Annotated in this window: 5 protein-coding genes; all 5 read left to right on the top strand. The window is 48.7% G+C overall.

The genetic code is table 11. From position 1 onward, the window contains the following. Window positions 1–448: 448 nt before the first annotated feature. Window positions 449–1,372: an isopeptide-forming domain-containing fimbrial protein gene (locus NDI44_RS10780; RefSeq protein ID WP_190415625.1), complete on the top strand. Its 924-nt coding sequence runs from the start codon at window positions 449–451 to the stop codon at window positions 1,370–1,372. Further along, the gene (locus NDI44_RS10775; protein ID WP_190415623.1) at window positions 1,372–5,424 is read left to right on the top strand and encodes a hypothetical protein; all 4,053 of its coding nucleotides are present in this window, start codon (window positions 1,372–1,374) and stop codon (window positions 5,422–5,424) included. The genes NDI44_RS10780 and NDI44_RS10775 overlap by 1 nt, the downstream gene beginning before the upstream one ends. Before the next feature lie 90 nt (window positions 5,425–5,514). Continuing rightward, the gene (locus NDI44_RS10770) at window positions 5,515–7,617 is read left to right on the top strand and encodes an OmpA family protein (RefSeq protein WP_190415621.1); all 2,103 of its coding nucleotides are present in this window, start codon (window positions 5,515–5,517) and stop codon (window positions 7,615–7,617) included. A 90-nt stretch (window positions 7,618–7,707) separates the two neighbouring features. Continuing rightward, on the top strand, window positions 7,708–10,767 hold the full coding sequence (locus NDI44_RS10765) for a DUF11 domain-containing protein (protein ID WP_190415619.1): 3,060 nt from the start codon (window positions 7,708–7,710) through the stop codon (window positions 10,765–10,767). Window positions 10,768–10,943: 176 nt separating this feature from the next. Continuing rightward, a complete protein-coding gene (locus tag NDI44_RS10760) occupies window positions 10,944–15,926 on the top strand; it encodes an SdrD B-like domain-containing protein (RefSeq protein WP_190415617.1) in 4,983 nt (1,660 codons plus the stop codon). Window positions 15,927–15,965: the final 39 nt, after the last annotated feature.

Below are 15,965 nucleotides of genomic sequence, written 5' to 3'. Positions count from 1 at the left end.
GTTCTTTTATGATGAGCAATTAGTATAGATTCTTCACCATCACATGGCGTCAAAGTAGCCAACGCCGCTCAAATTTGCCCTAAATTTAGAAACTTCAGATTTTGAGTAAAATTGGCAATTTATTGATAATTTCGCGCTCAAGAACAGGCTGATGCAAAGGTAAAAAACAAATATTAATAATCTTTAGTTAATTTCATCTACCAAAAGTTATAAAAAAATTATTAAAGCTTAAAAGGAAACTCTTCCTCTAGCAATATTCCTTATAAAATTCTCTTGCGGAAGCGACTCAGATACAGGTATTGTCGTAGATCGTAGAAACCTGGTAGTGTAAGTTTCACCTAATCAGGGTCTATACCCCTCAGGGAGCATCAGGGAGTCTACCACCACAATTTCTTTATCTCTCTAACAGTCCAGCAATGGGGTGTTTTGTTTAGTTAATCTCTGAAGAATGAAATCCCTGCAACCTCTGTTGGGGCGTACCTACCTGCGTCTAACAGCTATCCTAACGTGTTCGTTTGCTTTTGCTTTTCAGTCGTTGCCCGTTAGCGCAATAGACATCTTGAATACCGCCTCTGCTGCGGGTGACAATCTCCCCCCCGAAGGCGTGAAATCCAATGAAACTTCAGTCACAGCAGGTCAAGCGGCTCTAGAACTGATCAAAACAGGCGATCGCGCCGCAGCAGAACCGGGCGACACGGTTGTTTATCGCTTGGCATTAAAAAATACCGGCACAGCCACTGCCAGCAATATCAGCATTACAGACACCCTACCTGTGGGCTTACGGTATGTGCCGGAGTCCTTGCAAGCCTCGCTGACCAATGGCTCCAGTACTGCCCAAACCACTATACAACCCGCTACTACGTCCAACCGGACAGTTACCTTTAATTTTCCTAAACTTGAGCCGAACCAAACCCTGAACGTGGTTTATGCCGCCGTGGTAACGCCAGACGCTATTCGCGGTAACGGGAGAAATCAGGCACAAGAAACCAGGAGCAACATTGCCAGCCATCAGTTGCGGATTCGACCGGGCATTTTGTCAGACTGCGGCACCCTGATTGGGCGAGTATTTGTCGATAAAAACTTTGATGGCGAACAGCAGCCAGGAGAACCAGGAGTGCCCAATGCTGTAATTTTTATGGATGACGGCAACCGCATCACGACCGATGCCAACGGTTTATTCTCACTTGCCAATGTTATCTCTGGCTACCGCACCGGAACGCTGGATTTAACCAGTCTACCGGGCTACACTCTGGCTCCCAACCAAAAATTTATTGAGCGCAATAGTCAGTCCCGCCTGGTGCAACTCGAACCGGGAGGATTAGTACGGATGAATTTCGGGGTGACACCCACCTATCGGGAGGGCAAGCAGTGATGAACCAGGCAAAAGGCAAAAAGCAGCCGCCAAAAGATGGGATTTTGACGTATTTCTCGTTCTTTTTACTGTTTACTTTTTATTTCTTACTTCCTCGCTCCGCGAAGGCAAATGAACTGTCTGCACCCCCTCAAGGTGGACTCGCAGAAGATTCTGAGTTTGCAATTAAAAATTCCACCACTCTCCCTGCAATCGAGCAGGCGGCTGCCCTAGAGAGGACACCAGAGAATTCAGAAGTCTTGGGCACAAATTCTGAATTCGCCGTCCAAGATTCAGCAGAAATTCTAGATTTAGCTCAAAATACTATACCGACGGATTCACCCCTCCCTTCAGTAGAGACGGTAACGGTAGAGGAATCGGCAAAACCAGCAACAGCAGCGCCCAGCCTCGTAGCGCCTGAAAATACCGCACCGACAGCTTCACCTCTTCCCAAACTTCGAGAAGAGGTTGGGTCAGCTTCTGAAAACTCGACAACGACCGTACCAACCGCCAGCGAGCTGAGACAGTCGATCCCTCAAACAAATGCCCAGCAAACCTCTCAGCAAACTTCCGATGGGACTCTGGCACCTACCGAAGTTCGGATTCTGACTCCTGAAAGTGGAGTATTGGGGGAGGCTTCTACAAACCTCGTCGTCCAGTACCACACCCAAGCTCAGGTAAAAGTCAGCGTCAACAAAAAACCACTGGATGCCAAAACACCTACACAGATAGAGCAAGACGAAGCCCAAAACATCATCACTCAGGTTTGGTACAACGTCCCTCTAGAGAAGGGAGAGAACACAATTACAGTGCAAGCGAATAACGGCACCTCGGCAAGTGTCAAGCTAACTGTAAAAAGGACAACTGCCCAAACCTTAGAAATTGCTCCGGTGAGCGATGCTCGGATTCCCGCTGATGGGCGATCGCTACTGCCCCTGGCAGGAAGAATCACTAATGACAATGGAGAATTAATTCGCGAAGACACCGTCGTAACTTTAACCACTAGCGCCGGTAAGTTTGTCGGTGCTGACGAGGACAAGGATCGAGCCGGATTTCAGGTAATTGCCAGAGGAGGGCAATTTACCGCCCAACTGCAATCGAGTTTGGAAGCGCAGAAAGTGCGGATTCGAGCTGCTACAGAGGGGACTAGGAGTACTACGTCAGAAAGAATTCGGGTTGGAAAAGACAACTTACCTACACCAATTAATCAATCCCCCAACGCCAATCCCCTGTCTCCCAATCTCCAACAATATCCAATCCCCTCTAATACCCAATACCCGCCAGTCCCTCCGACTGACCACCCAGTTGCTTATACCCAAGACCAACTAAGCACTGATACCCTTGAAACTTATACGCAGGTAGAATTCATCACTAATCTCCGCCCTTCCTTGGTTTCGGGCGTGGTGAATCTGCGGATTGGTCCTAAAGGAACAAATTTCTGGGGACCGCGCCGGGAGTTTCTGAATCCGGATACGATCGACGAGGGCACCAATATCGATTTGAGTGCTGCTGTTTTCGCCACAGGTAAAGTGGGGGAATGGCTGCTCACCGGCGCATATAATAGCGCTCGTCCGCTCAACCAAACTTGCGATGGCATCACCACCCTGTTCCGGGGGCCGCAATTCTGCGAGCAACAATATCCCGTCTATGGCGATAGCTCCACCGTTGATTATCTAACCCCCTCAAAAGATAGCCTGTATTTCCGTCTGGAACGCACTTCCCCAGTTTTTGGTGCCGAACCAGACTATGTAATGTGGGGAGATTACAACACCACAGAATTCGCCCGCGCCTCCCAGCTATTTAGCGCTACGTCTCGCCAGCTACACGGGTTCAAAGGCAACTATAACCTGGGCAATCTGCAAATCACTGCCCTCTATAGCCCGGATGTCGAAGGATTCCAGCGAGATACCGTTGCTCCCAATGGCACCAGCGGCTATTATTTTCTATCTCGTCGTCTGCTTGTCCCTGGTAGTGAAAGTGTTTTCCTAGAAACAGAAGAAATTAATCGTCCGGGAACGGTGACATCGCGCAAACCCCTGGTTCGTGGGCCTGACTACGAAATTGACTACGACCGGGGGACGCTGCTATTCCGTCGTCCCATCTTTGCCACGCGATTTGACCCGTTTGGCGTGACTCAGGTGCAGCGAATTGTCGTCACTTACCAGCATGAAGGGGTTGATAGCGAAGAGACAAATATTTATGCGGGACGAGCGCAGTATAACTTCTCACAGGACTTGAATCGCCAAGCTTGGGTGGGAGGTAGCTATTTTCGGCAAGATGAGGGATTGCAGGATTTTGAGCTATTGGGTGCGGATTTCCTGTTCCCTTTAGGGAATAGCGGTCAAATTGTTGGGGAATATGCCCGCTCAGCTCATAATTCTCCCTTTAACGGAGATGTGAACGGCAATGCTTATCGACTAGAAGCGTATGGTGCGATCGCTAAAAGCATCCTCGCCCGCGCTTATTACCGTTCTGTCGAGGAAAATTTCTCCAATAATGCGACAACCAGTTTTACCCCCGGTCAAACGAGATACGGCGCAAATATTGCCGCCCAACTTAGCCAAACCACTTCGCTAACTGCTGGCTACGACCACGAGGTAAATTTCGGCACTGCGCCCTTAGAACGGGTGGAATTTTTTGATATTTTTAACCCTCAACCCCAACCCACACCCGGAGAAAAAGTTGATAATTCTCTGACCACGATTCGCGCCGGAATTCTACAAAAGTTTGGGGCTTCAGACCTCAGCCTAGAATACGTCAATCGCTCCCGCGACGACCGTATCGGCGACACCTTCGACAGCAACGCCAGCCAAATTGTCTCTCGCCTCAACGTTGCTTTAAATGATGCCCTCACCTTTCGGGCACAAAATGAACTGAACTTGGGAAACGGTAGCGATGCCCTTTATCCCGACCGTACTACCTTTGGGCTGGATTGGGCAGTGATGGAAGGAGTAGCTTTGCGACTCGCCCACCAATTTGTAGACACTAGAGTCTTTGGTCGCAATTCCATCACCAGTCTGGACACACTGGTAGAACAAAAACTCGGCGAAAACACCTCGATTACAGGTCGCTACTCGATTATCAGCGGCTTCAACACCATCACCGGACAAGGGGCGGTCGGGTTAAACCACCGTTGGGTTGTTGCCCCCGGATTGCGAGTACATCTGGGTTACGAGCATATCTTCAGCGACCTGTTTAGCCGCACCGCCGCCGGACCTCGATTTGAACAGCCCTACGCGACTGGGCAAGGTGCCTCCGCCTTAGGACTCAGCGGCGGCGACGCTTACAGTGTTGGGGCGGAATATACCGACAATCCCAATTTCCAAGCATCCGCCCGATTCGAGCATCGTACCGGCTCCGGCGGCAGTAACACCGTGATTTCTGGCGCTGCTGCCGGTAAACTCTCTCCCTCCTTGACTGCTTTGGTGCGCTATCAACAGGCAAGTGCTTCTAACCAGTTGTTATACGCCTTGGGAGACACGATGAATGTCAAGCTGGGCATGGCTTACCGCAATCCCAACTCTGACAAGTGGAATGGTTTGTTGAGTTATGAATATCGCCGCAACCCCTCCACAATCCCAGAGACGTTGCTACTAGGGAGTGGTACGGGTTACAGAGATCACATCATCGCTGCGGAGGCGATTTATGCTCCTTCCTGGCGGTGGGAATTTTATGGCAAATATGCCATGCGAAACAGCACTACCGATTTAGCGAATAACTTCAGCAACTCTTCGACTGTGTTTCTGGCACAGTTCCGGACGATGTACCGGCTGGGATATCGCTGGGATGTAGCAGGGGAAGCTCGCTGGATTGGACAACCCGACACAAATTTTAATGAAACCGGCTTTGCTCTAGAGGCAGGTTATTATGTGACGCCAGACTTGCGAGCTTCTCTGGGATATAGCTTTGGCAGTGTAGATGACCGCGATTTTAGCGGTTATCGGTCGGAGGGTGGTGTTTATTTTGGCTTAACGCTGAAGGTAAATGAATTACTCGGCGGCTTCGGGCGACAAAAAGTATCACCGCCACAGCAGCAAGAGTCCCAGGTGCAACCAGTCGCGGTAGAGAGGTAATGGGGAATGAGAAAGGGGTAATTGGTAATGGGTAATCGGTAAAGAATAACCAATTATCGATCGCTGATCGCTAATCACGAATGACTACAAATGAACGCTAAAAAATTTCTCTTACCTTTTGTTTTTTTACTGTTGCCTGTTTCTGCAACTGCTCAGACAGAAAATTTAAAAGTTGTTGTTAATAGCAACCAGGATGGAGCCGTTAATCCAGATGATGCCTTAACGCTGAGGGAAGCGATTGAGATTGTTAATGGGACATTACCTTTAGATCGTCTTAGTAGTGCCGAACAAAGTCTGGTTTCAAGTAATGTTGGGACGACGCTGATTGCTTTTAATTTGCCGTCAGCAGATACCACCATCCGCCTCGTTGAGGTGTTGCCACCATTAGCTCGTCCGGGATTAATTGTTGATGGTACAACTCAACCAGAGTATGACCCCGAAGGATCTGCAACTGCCGAGATTGCAATTCCGATTCCGGTAGTCGCGATCGCTCCCGCTGCCAATCGAGAAGTCTTCCGTGGCTTAACAGTTGTTGCGGATGGGGTGACGATTCGAGGATTAAGCCTCTATGGTTTCACCTCTCGCCATCGCGCCACGGCTACCTTGCCACCCGCAGATATTTTTATCGATAATCCTCAGTCTGCTGCGATTAAAGGAGCTGCGAACGGTCAAAAGTTAATGGAGAATCGGGAAGGCGAACCATCACCAATTTCCAATTCCCCCAAAAATGTAGTAATTGAAAACAACTGGTTAGGGATTTTGCCCGATCAAAGTGTGCCGCAGCAAACTTCGGCATTTGGGGTATTTGTCTTTAACAGCTTAGGAACAACGATTCAACGCAACCGAATTGCCAACCACGATGGTAGCGGGATTATTACCTCTGTCCAAGCTGAGAATTTGCAGGTGACAGAAAACATTATTGTTGGCAACGGGATTGAGGGAATGCCCGATGCGATTCGCTTAGAAGGAAGGATTGATAACACGCAGGTTAGCGCTAATTTGATTTGCGGCAACGATGGTAGTGGTGTCTTTTTATTTAAACCCCAAGGCGCGGCGCAGATTAATAATAACCAAATTATTTATAATGGTCGTCGCTTGCGTCGGGCAGCCGTTTACTTAATGGGGAACGATCATCAGGTGATCGAGAACCAAATCGGTCATCAAACCGGACCGGGTGTCGTGGTTGCATCGTATCCCAAGAGCGATCGCAATCTCATTCAATCCAATCGTTACTTCGATTTAGACGGTTTGAGCATCGACTTAATTGCTCAACAAAACACGGGTGTCCAAGAGTATCAACGGGGAGATGGCCCCAATCCACCCCGGAATTCGCCCAATCGTCGTTTGGATACGGCTAACTCAGCGATTAATGCCCCCCAATTCATTAGCCGCGAATTTTTTGTACTAGGCAATAAAACCAATCTGTCTGGAACTGCCGATCCGGGTTCTCAAGTGACAATTTATCGAGTGGAGGAGAATAGCGAGACGCCCTATGCCCCTTTAAGAGAACCGCTGACAACGGGTGAAGCAGATGACGAGGGAAAATTTAGCCTCACGCTCGATAATTTACAACCCGGAGATCGAGTCAGCGCGATCGCTACCATCCCAAAATACGGCACCTCTGAACCGGCTGCCAATGCTGAAATTGTGTCACCCGTCGGCGACCGGGTAAACGTCTCTTCTACCACCAACTTTACCAGCACGAATATATTGCGAAGCAGACTGCGGACAATTCCTCAATGTACCACCGCACCCGCTCCGCCAGTAGTACAAGTGCCGCCGGAAGAACCGCCGCCAGAACCCATCCGCATCCAGGTGCCAACCAACGTCCACTTTGCCCTCGACAAAGCCACGATTAGTCCAGAAAGTGCCAGAGTTCTGGATCGAATTGCCGAAGTTTTACAAGCAAATCCCCCGATTGTGATTGAGCTTCGAGGTCACACCGACCCTCGTGCTAGCGATGCTTATAATCTTGACTTGTCAAATCGGCGAGCGATCGCAGTGAGAAATTATTTACTGCGTCAAGGCATTGCCCCAGAACGCATGACAATTCGCGCCTTGGGTGAATCTCAACCACGAGTAACCGGAAGAAACCGTCTAGATTATGCCCGGAATCGCCGGGTCGAATTTATCTTCCAAGATGCCAGAGGCATCGAGTTATTTGTCCAAGAAGAAGATTTGCAGTTGGAGTAAGAATCGTTACCCATCGATTTCTAACCGCCATTAACCCGTTATCTGTTCCCTCCCATCTTGATGTCTTCACCCCTAGCGAGAGAAAGCAGAGTGAGTTCGCCGTTAAAATCCCAACACTTGCAAAAAATTAGCGCCTCCGTTAGCCGCTGGAGTTGTCGCTTCGGCAGCCTTGCCTTATCCATTTGCGCGATTAGCGGCTGGACTCAAGCGGCATTTGCTGAAGGCAGTCGGGAACTGACCGAGAACTCAGGCTATCGCCCTTACTTGGAATATTATGAAACGGCTACATTTCTAGATACTCCAATACCGCGTCGAAGCAGAATTAGAGTTTTCGCTAATCCAGGGGAAACGATCTATCTTGGTTCCAGTGCCGTTGGTGTTGGAGTTGGCGAGATCAGATATAGACCGCCTAATAGCACTACTTTTACTTCTTGTGGTGCAGGTATCGGAAAGATCGTCAACCGAGCGCAAGAGGTTGCAGGTCCAGCGCCGCTCAATCCCGCAGGCTACACTCCCTGTACAATTACAGCGGCTCAGACTGCCGCAACAGGAGCAGGAATTTGGGAAATTGATTTTGTCAGCCCAAATCCTACTAATGCTGCTATCAATACCAACCCGCCCCCGGTTCTTGCCCAAGCTAACTGGACTCAGCCCAATCTGGGTGTGGTGACAGCTTGGGATGTCACCGTCGTCAATGGAAATACCGCTATCACCGGTCGAGCTTATGCAAATTATTTGTCTCTCAATTTGGGAGCCAATCAGCCAGCAGAGTTGCGTTCCGAAGCCATTATTCTCACCGATGAAGGCTATCTGTACCGAATCGACCTGAATGGTATCGACCCCTTTGGATTTATCTTTTTTGCGAATAACAAAGGTTTCACAGCAAATCCAAACGGCGGTCCGATTTACCAATCCGTTCCACTTGCAGGAAGTAACGTATATAACCCGGATCAGCCAGATGTCGGGACGGATGTCACCTATAAAATCTTCTTTAATCGACCTGATAATCCCCTTTCTAAGCTGCCACTGGAAGCACCCATAAGTCCAGCCAGTGGTGGTAAGACATGGCTACTGACAGAAGCCGTTAAGCCCCCTCAGCCCGAGAATTTTACATTTACAGGCACAGAGGGGACTAACAATCAAGCTGGTACTACTGACCCCTTAGGAGGTACTTTCAGCTTTGACACCCCCGCACAGGGCAGTTACAGAATTGTTCTCGATCTCAATGGAGACAAGGAATTCGGCAACGCTAACGATCGCGTACTGGTTGGTATAGCAGAGTCTGGGTTCAACACAGTACCTTGGGATGGATTAGATGCCAATGGAGTGAATGTTTCTGCTAGCGCTATCCCTTACGGAGCGCAAATCGTACTCAGTGCAGGTGAAATTCATTTTCCGTTTCTAGACCCAGAAAACAACCCAGAAGGTCTGATTATCCAGCGGCTCAATGAGCCAAAGGTGGCAACACTACCGGCTCCCGATCCTTATGAGGTCTACTATAACGACGCTCCTTTAACCAATAATCAACAGGTTGCAGGAGCGCCCACTCCTGTGAACGCTCTGGGAGGGGTTTCCAGTATTAATGGCGCTCATGAGTTTACTAACCTCTTTGGTAATGACAGAGGCATTGATACCTGGACATACTACCCGTCTACTATCACCGATCTTAAGCAAGGCATCACTATATCACAAGCCGATTTGCAGATTCAAAAAACCTTGGTGACCAACCCAGTGGTTGCAGGTAGCCCTGTCACCTACACCCTCACCGTTACCAACAACGGCCCCTCTAACGTAACTGGAGCAACGGTGACAGACAACGTCCCAGCTCAAATTACTGGAGTCACTTGGACTTGCGCCATTACAACTGGGACTGGTAGTTGCGGACAAGCTAGCGGTACGGGAAATGCTATCAACACCACGGTCAATCTCAACAGTGCAGCTGTTGCTACCTATACCGTCACAGGTGCCATCTCTCCGATCGCCCCATCTGAGCAATTGAGCAATACGGCAACGGTCACGCGACCGAAAGATGTGACCGACCCCAATCCCAACAACAACACATCAAGCTCTACAACTACCATTCAACCTAACCCCGTTACGCCCACTGGCATCAAATCAGTTCGTCTGGTCACAGACGCAGATGCTAGCGCTTCGGTCACCACTGGAGATACGGTTGAATTCACGATTACCTATGTTAATAACTCCGCGACCCCTGTCACTAACTTCCTAGCGACCGACAGCCTTGATGCCACTAAGTTGAGTTTTGTTGCTGGCAGTTATAGCTTTACAGCCTCCGGTACGGGGACAACAGTGACACAAAATCCCAACTACAACGGTACAACTGACCCGAACCTTACCAATCCGACAGCTTTGGGCACATTAAGTGGAAATGGTGGTCGGGTAGTCATCAAGTTTCAGGCAATTATTACAGCGGCTGCTGGCGTGCAGATTAGCAACCAAGCTGTTGCTACATCAACAGGTGGCACGGTTAACTCATCGGTTACAGATGCCATTCAAGGAAATGGTGACTTGCCTCAAATTGTAGATGATGGAATTAATCAAGGAAACCTTCCAAATACTGGGGATGATGACCCGACTGTGCTGACGGTCGCTTCATTTGGGAACGCGAATCTGCGTTTGGTGAAACGAATCACATCTGTGACTAGAAACGGTGCGCCGCTGAGTGGGATTAACTTTAATAGTTTTGTAGATGACCTAAACAGCGACAATGACAATGCATCTGGCTGGTCGCAATTGTCGCCAGTAGGAGTTTCTACCATAGCGGCTGAAACAGCTTTGAGAAGCGGCGACGAAGTCGAATACACCATTTATTTTCTCTCTGATGGAACGGCTCCAGCTAACAATGTCAGATTCTGCGATCCGATTCCAACAGGGACAAGCTTTATCGCCGATAGTTTTGGTTCGGGTGCGGGAATTTCGGTGAATCGTGCTGGAACAATTGCCCCCCGGACTAATGTTTTAGATGCAGACGAAGGGACATTTCTCTCGCCACTTGCTCCTTTACCTGCGGGGAATGGTTGTCCGAATCAAAATAATGCTGATGGAGCGGTAACTGTGAATTTGGGTAATATTTCTAATGCAACAGGTAGCAACTATGGTTTTGTCCGCTTCCGCGCCAAAATAAACTGAGCAAAGTGTATATTTCTGATTGGAGAGGGTACATGGAACAAAAAAAATCGACTTTAAAGCTAAAATTAAAAATTAAAAATTCTTAGGGGCTATATTATTCCAGGGTTTTGCAACACCAAGATTTTATTGCCCGCTGCCTTCGACAACATTATTTGTTACAGCTTTAAAAATTACTCATGCAACTACGATTCAGGCAGCCTTTGCAATTATCATCCAACTCTTATTGCCCTCTACAGAATTTTAAGCTTTGGCTAGTTGGTGGCACAGCAACTATTGCAGCCTTAATTGGAAATCCCAGCGTCACTTCGGCTCAAACTACCTTTCCATCTGTACCGGGACTAAACTTCCAAACAAGCGCGCGACAACGCTGCGCTAATGTTGGTGACTGGTATACCACAAATGGCTTAACTCCCTGTTCGCCTACCAGTATCACTCCAACCACCAGTACCGATAAAATTCATCGCATCAGCGTAAGCATTACTCCAGCAATGATTGCTGCGGGAGGGGGAAGCGTTACTATTACGGTCGAGGATGCAGAGAGTAACGGAGCATTAGATGAGGTTAATGGTGCTAATATAGGAACCTTTACTTGTCCAACAACTGGAGCTACCAGTTGCGACCCGACTCGCTTTCAATTACGGGATGCAACTGGAACAAACGTTCTTCAGAGTCAAGTAATTGGGACGAATACGGGCACAAATGCTACCAATAATACATCTGTTGTTTTTACCGTCAAGCAACCCGGTACATACCAAGTCACGAGTGAGACAGGAGCGGAGCCAATCTTTGGCAATAATGCAATTAACCTCAATAATGATGACAATAGTTTTAAAGTAATTGTTTCTCAGAGTGATGGATTAGTTGGTAACTTCCAAGGCACTGTTCAGCAAAACACTGGAGATAACCTGACAATCCCGTTTTATTTTCTACTCGGTCCTACGAGTAATGGGACGAGTAATTTATTCTTGCGAAATTTTGACTTAGATAATGGCGGAACCATAGATTATATTCGTCCCAACAGCACTACTACAATACCAGGCACAGTATCAAATAATAATGTTTGGAACGGTGGACTCAACAATCTCAACAATGGAGGCGACAACGTAACTGCAACGAATACTAAGTTAGCCACAGGTGGTGATGCTGGAATATGGAAGTTGACAATCAACAATTTCACTCCTAACAATCAAAGCCTTATTGAGTCAAACGCAGATGGCAGCCGCTTACCTTTGTTTGACCAGTCTCCTACAACAGCAGGTAACTTCACGATTACGCCAAGCGATACGCTTTCGACTACAGTTGGTACCCCTGTCGATCATCCATTCACTGTCAAGAATAACTTTTTTACAAATGACATTATCAACCTGACAACTACAGGAACCAATGGGAATTACACGGTGCAATTGCTGGATGCTTCGGGTAATCCTTTACTAGATACTGATAGCAATGGAGTTCTTGACACGGGAATTTTAACTCCAGGGCAAACTGGGAACTTTATTTTGCGCGTGACTCCAAATGCTGGGGCAACTACTGCTGACACTACGCAGATAAATGCTGTTTCCTTTATGGATAACAAGGTCGATCCAGCTAATAACACTACGCAATCTGTTAATAAAACTACTACCATTACTCCAAGCAGCACTGGCTCGATTGGCGACTTAGTTTTCAATGACCTGAATGCAAACGGAACTCAAGACTCTGGAGAACCTGGTTTAGCAAATGTCACTATTACTCTAAGAGATGCCAACGGTAACGTCATTGGCACTACTACAACAGATGCCAACGGCAACTACAGCTTTCCCAATCTGCCAGCAGGCAGCTACACGGTTACAGCCACCAACCCAGCAGGCTTGAACATCACTACGGGTAGCAACCAAGTCCCTGTTAATCTGGCAGCGGGACAGACGGTTAACAATGTGGATTTTGGCTATAGCCAGCCGTCAGGGGGTACGATTGGCGATCGCGTCTTCAACGATCTGGACAGCGATGGCACTCAAGATCCTAACGAACCTGGAATGAGCGGCGTTACCGTTACACTAAAAGATGCCAACGGCAACGTCATTGCCACCGCTACAACGGACGCCAACGGCAATTACAGCTTTACCAATCTCCCTGCTGGCAGTTACACGGTGGATGCGACCGATCCGGCTGGATTTACCCTGACTACGGGCAACGACCCCTTTTCTGTTAATCTGGCAGCGGGTCAAACTGTGAATAATGTGGACTTTGGCTACCGTCAGCCGGGGGGGAAGATTGGTGACTTAGTCTTCAATGATACTAACGGGAATGGCACTCAAGACCCTGGAGAACCCGGTTTAGCCGGTGTCACGGTTACTCTCACAGGCCCAAGCGGCACCTTAACCACGACGACGGACGCCAATGGCAACTACAACTTTAGCAATTTGCCAGCAGGTAGCTACAGCATCACAGTTACCGATCCAACTGGCTTCACCCTGACTACTAGCAACGAACCCTTCAACGTTAACCTCGCTCAAGGTCAGACCATCAGCAACGTGGATTTTGGCTTCCGCCAGACAGGCTCAATTGGCGACTTAGTCTTCAATGATACTAACGGGAATGGCATTCAAGACCCTGGCGAACCCGGTTTAGCAAATATTACCGTTACCCTGAAAAATGCCAATGGTACGGCGATCGCCACAACAACAACGAACGCTAATGGCAACTACACGTTTACCAATCTGCCAGCAGGCAGCTACACGGTGGAAGCGACCGATCCGACAGGCTTCACCCTGACCACGAACAACGATCCATTCTCGGTTAACTTGGGAGCGGGTCAAACTGTCAATAACGTGGACTTCGGCTATCGTCAGACCAACGCCTCCATCGGCAACTCAGTGTTTAATGACTTGAACAATAACGGCATTCAAGACCCTGGCGAACCAGGCATCGGCGGCGTCACCGTTACTTTAACAGGCCCAGGCGGCACCACCGTTACCACGACGACTGATCCTAACGGGAACTATATCTTCAGCAATCTGCCAGCAGGCAACTATACCGTTGCCGTCAACAATCCTCCCCCTGGATTCAATCCAACTGCCACTCCTGCCGCCATCAATCTAGAAACGGGTCAAAACGTCACCAACGCCGATTTTGGTTTCCGCCAACCACAGGGAACGATTGGCGATCGCGTCTTTAATGACACCAACGGTAACGGCATTCAGGATGCTGGAGAACCAGGCATCAGCGGCGTTACCGTCACTTTAACAGGCCCAAATGGCACCGTCACCACGACGACGGACGCCAATGGTAACTACAATTTCAGTAATCTGCCAGCAGGCAACTATACCGTTGCCGTCAACACCCCCCCGACTGGCTTCACTGCCACTGCCACTCCTTCTGCCATCACTCTGGCAACGGGTCAAAATGTTGACAACGCCGACTTTGGCTTCCGCCAGCCGAACAATTCTATCGGTACTCTTGTCTACAACGACTTGAACGGCAGCGGCATTCAGGATGCTGGCGAGAAAGGCATTAGTGGTGTCACCGTTACTTTGAAAGATGCCAACGGTAACGTCATTGCCACCACTACAACAGATGCCAACGGCAATTACATCTTCAATAATCTGCCAAATGGCACCTACATTGTCGATGTCACCGACCCGACCGGCTTTAAGCTAACAAGTAACAACGATTTACTTTCCGTTACTATCTCACCTAATAATCCAAACTTCTCTAATGCCAACTTTGGCTTCCTTGCGGGAGGTACGATTGGCGATCGCGTCTTTAACGACACTAACGGCAACGGCATTCAGGATGAGGGTGAACCAGGAATTAGCGGTGTCGCCGTTACACTAAAAAATGCCAACGGTGCTGTCATTGCCACCACCACCACGGACGCTAACGGCAACTACAATTTCAGCGGTCTACCACTCGGCAACTACATCGTCGAAGTCGCCGATCCGGCTGGATTTACGCTGACGACTAACAACGACTCTTCCCCGGTCAGCCTTACAGCCGCAGCACCAATTGTCAATAACGTGGACTTTGGCTTCCGCCAGGCCAATGGTTCTATTGGTGACCTAGTGTTTAATGACTTGGATGGTAATGGTACTAAAGACCCGGATGAACCAGGAATCAGCGGCGTTACCGTCACGCTGAGAGATGCCAACGGCAACATCATTGCTACCACCACCACGGATGCTAACGGCAACTACAGCTTCACCAATCTACCAGTCGGCAACTACATTATCGATGTCACAGATCCGGCTGGCTTTACGCTGACGACTAGCAACGACTCAGTTCCTGTAACCTTCACTCCTGGTAAAGCCGTCACCAATATCGACTTTGGCTTCCGCAAGCCGGGTGCTTCTTTTGGCAATCGCGTCTTTAACGATACTAACGGCAACGGCACTCAAGACGCTGGTGAAACCGGGATTGGTGGTGTTACTCTCACGCTAAAAGATGCCAACGGCAACATCATTGCCACCACCATCACTGACGCCAATGGAAACTACGTCTTCAGCGGTCTTGCCGCAGGCACTTATACGGTAGAAGTCAGCAATCCCCCTGGTTTGACCCTAACCACTAACAATGCCTCATTCCGCGTTACTGTCACCGCCAATCAGACGGTCACTAACGCCGATTTTGGCTTCCGGCAGGCTACACTCGGTGCTGGAAATTTACGTTTGGTGAAACGAATTACCAATGCAACGAGAAATGGCGTTCCGATTAGCGGAATTAATTTCAGCAGCTTTGTAAATGATCCAAATGACCAAAATGATGATGTTCCGGGCTTTGCTCAACTGTCCCCAGTAGGAGTTGTCAAAGTACCATCAGAGAATGCTTTGACTAGCGGCGATGAAGTTGAATACACCATCTACTTCCTATCGGATGGTGGTAGCCCAGTCAATAACGTTAGATTCTGCGACGCGATTCCATCCGGGACTACGTTTATTAGCAATAATTTTGGGTCAGGTAGCGGGATTTCGCTGAATCGCGCGGGAACAGTTACTAACCAAACGAATGCCTCAGATACAGATGCTGGGGTATTCTTATCACCTTTGGCTCCATTGTCTACGGGAAACGCTTGCTCTAACCAAACTAATCCTGACGGGTCGGTTGTTGTAAATTTGGGTGATGTTTCTAATGTTGCTGGTAGTAACTTTGGTTTTATCCGTTTCCGCGTCAAAATCAATTAATGGGCTGTGGGTAATCGGTCATCGGAATGAACAATTACC

This window comes from Trichocoleus sp. DQ-A3 (assembly GCF_039961975.1).
Taxonomy (GTDB): Bacteria; Cyanobacteriota; Cyanobacteriia; order Cyanobacteriales; family FACHB-T130; genus FACHB-T130.
The sequence above is the reverse complement of the archived record's forward strand: the minus strand, read 5'-3'. Positions and strand labels throughout refer to the sequence as shown.

What these genes read in the sequence shown, in the direction of transcription:
- NDI44_RS10775 (WP_190415623.1), top strand. Translation starts at nt 1,372, where the DNA reads ATGAACCAGGCAAAAGGCAAAAAGCAGCCGCCAAAAGATGGGATTTTG.
- NDI44_RS10780 (WP_190415625.1), top strand. Translation starts at nt 449, where the DNA reads ATGAAATCCCTGCAACCTCTGTTGGGGCGTACCTACCTGCGTCTAACA.
- NDI44_RS10770 (WP_190415621.1), top strand. Translation starts at nt 5,515, where the DNA reads ATGAACGCTAAAAAATTTCTCTTACCTTTTGTTTTTTTACTGTTGCCT.
- NDI44_RS10760 (WP_190415617.1), top strand. Translation starts at nt 10,944, where the DNA reads ATGCAACTACGATTCAGGCAGCCTTTGCAATTATCATCCAACTCTTAT.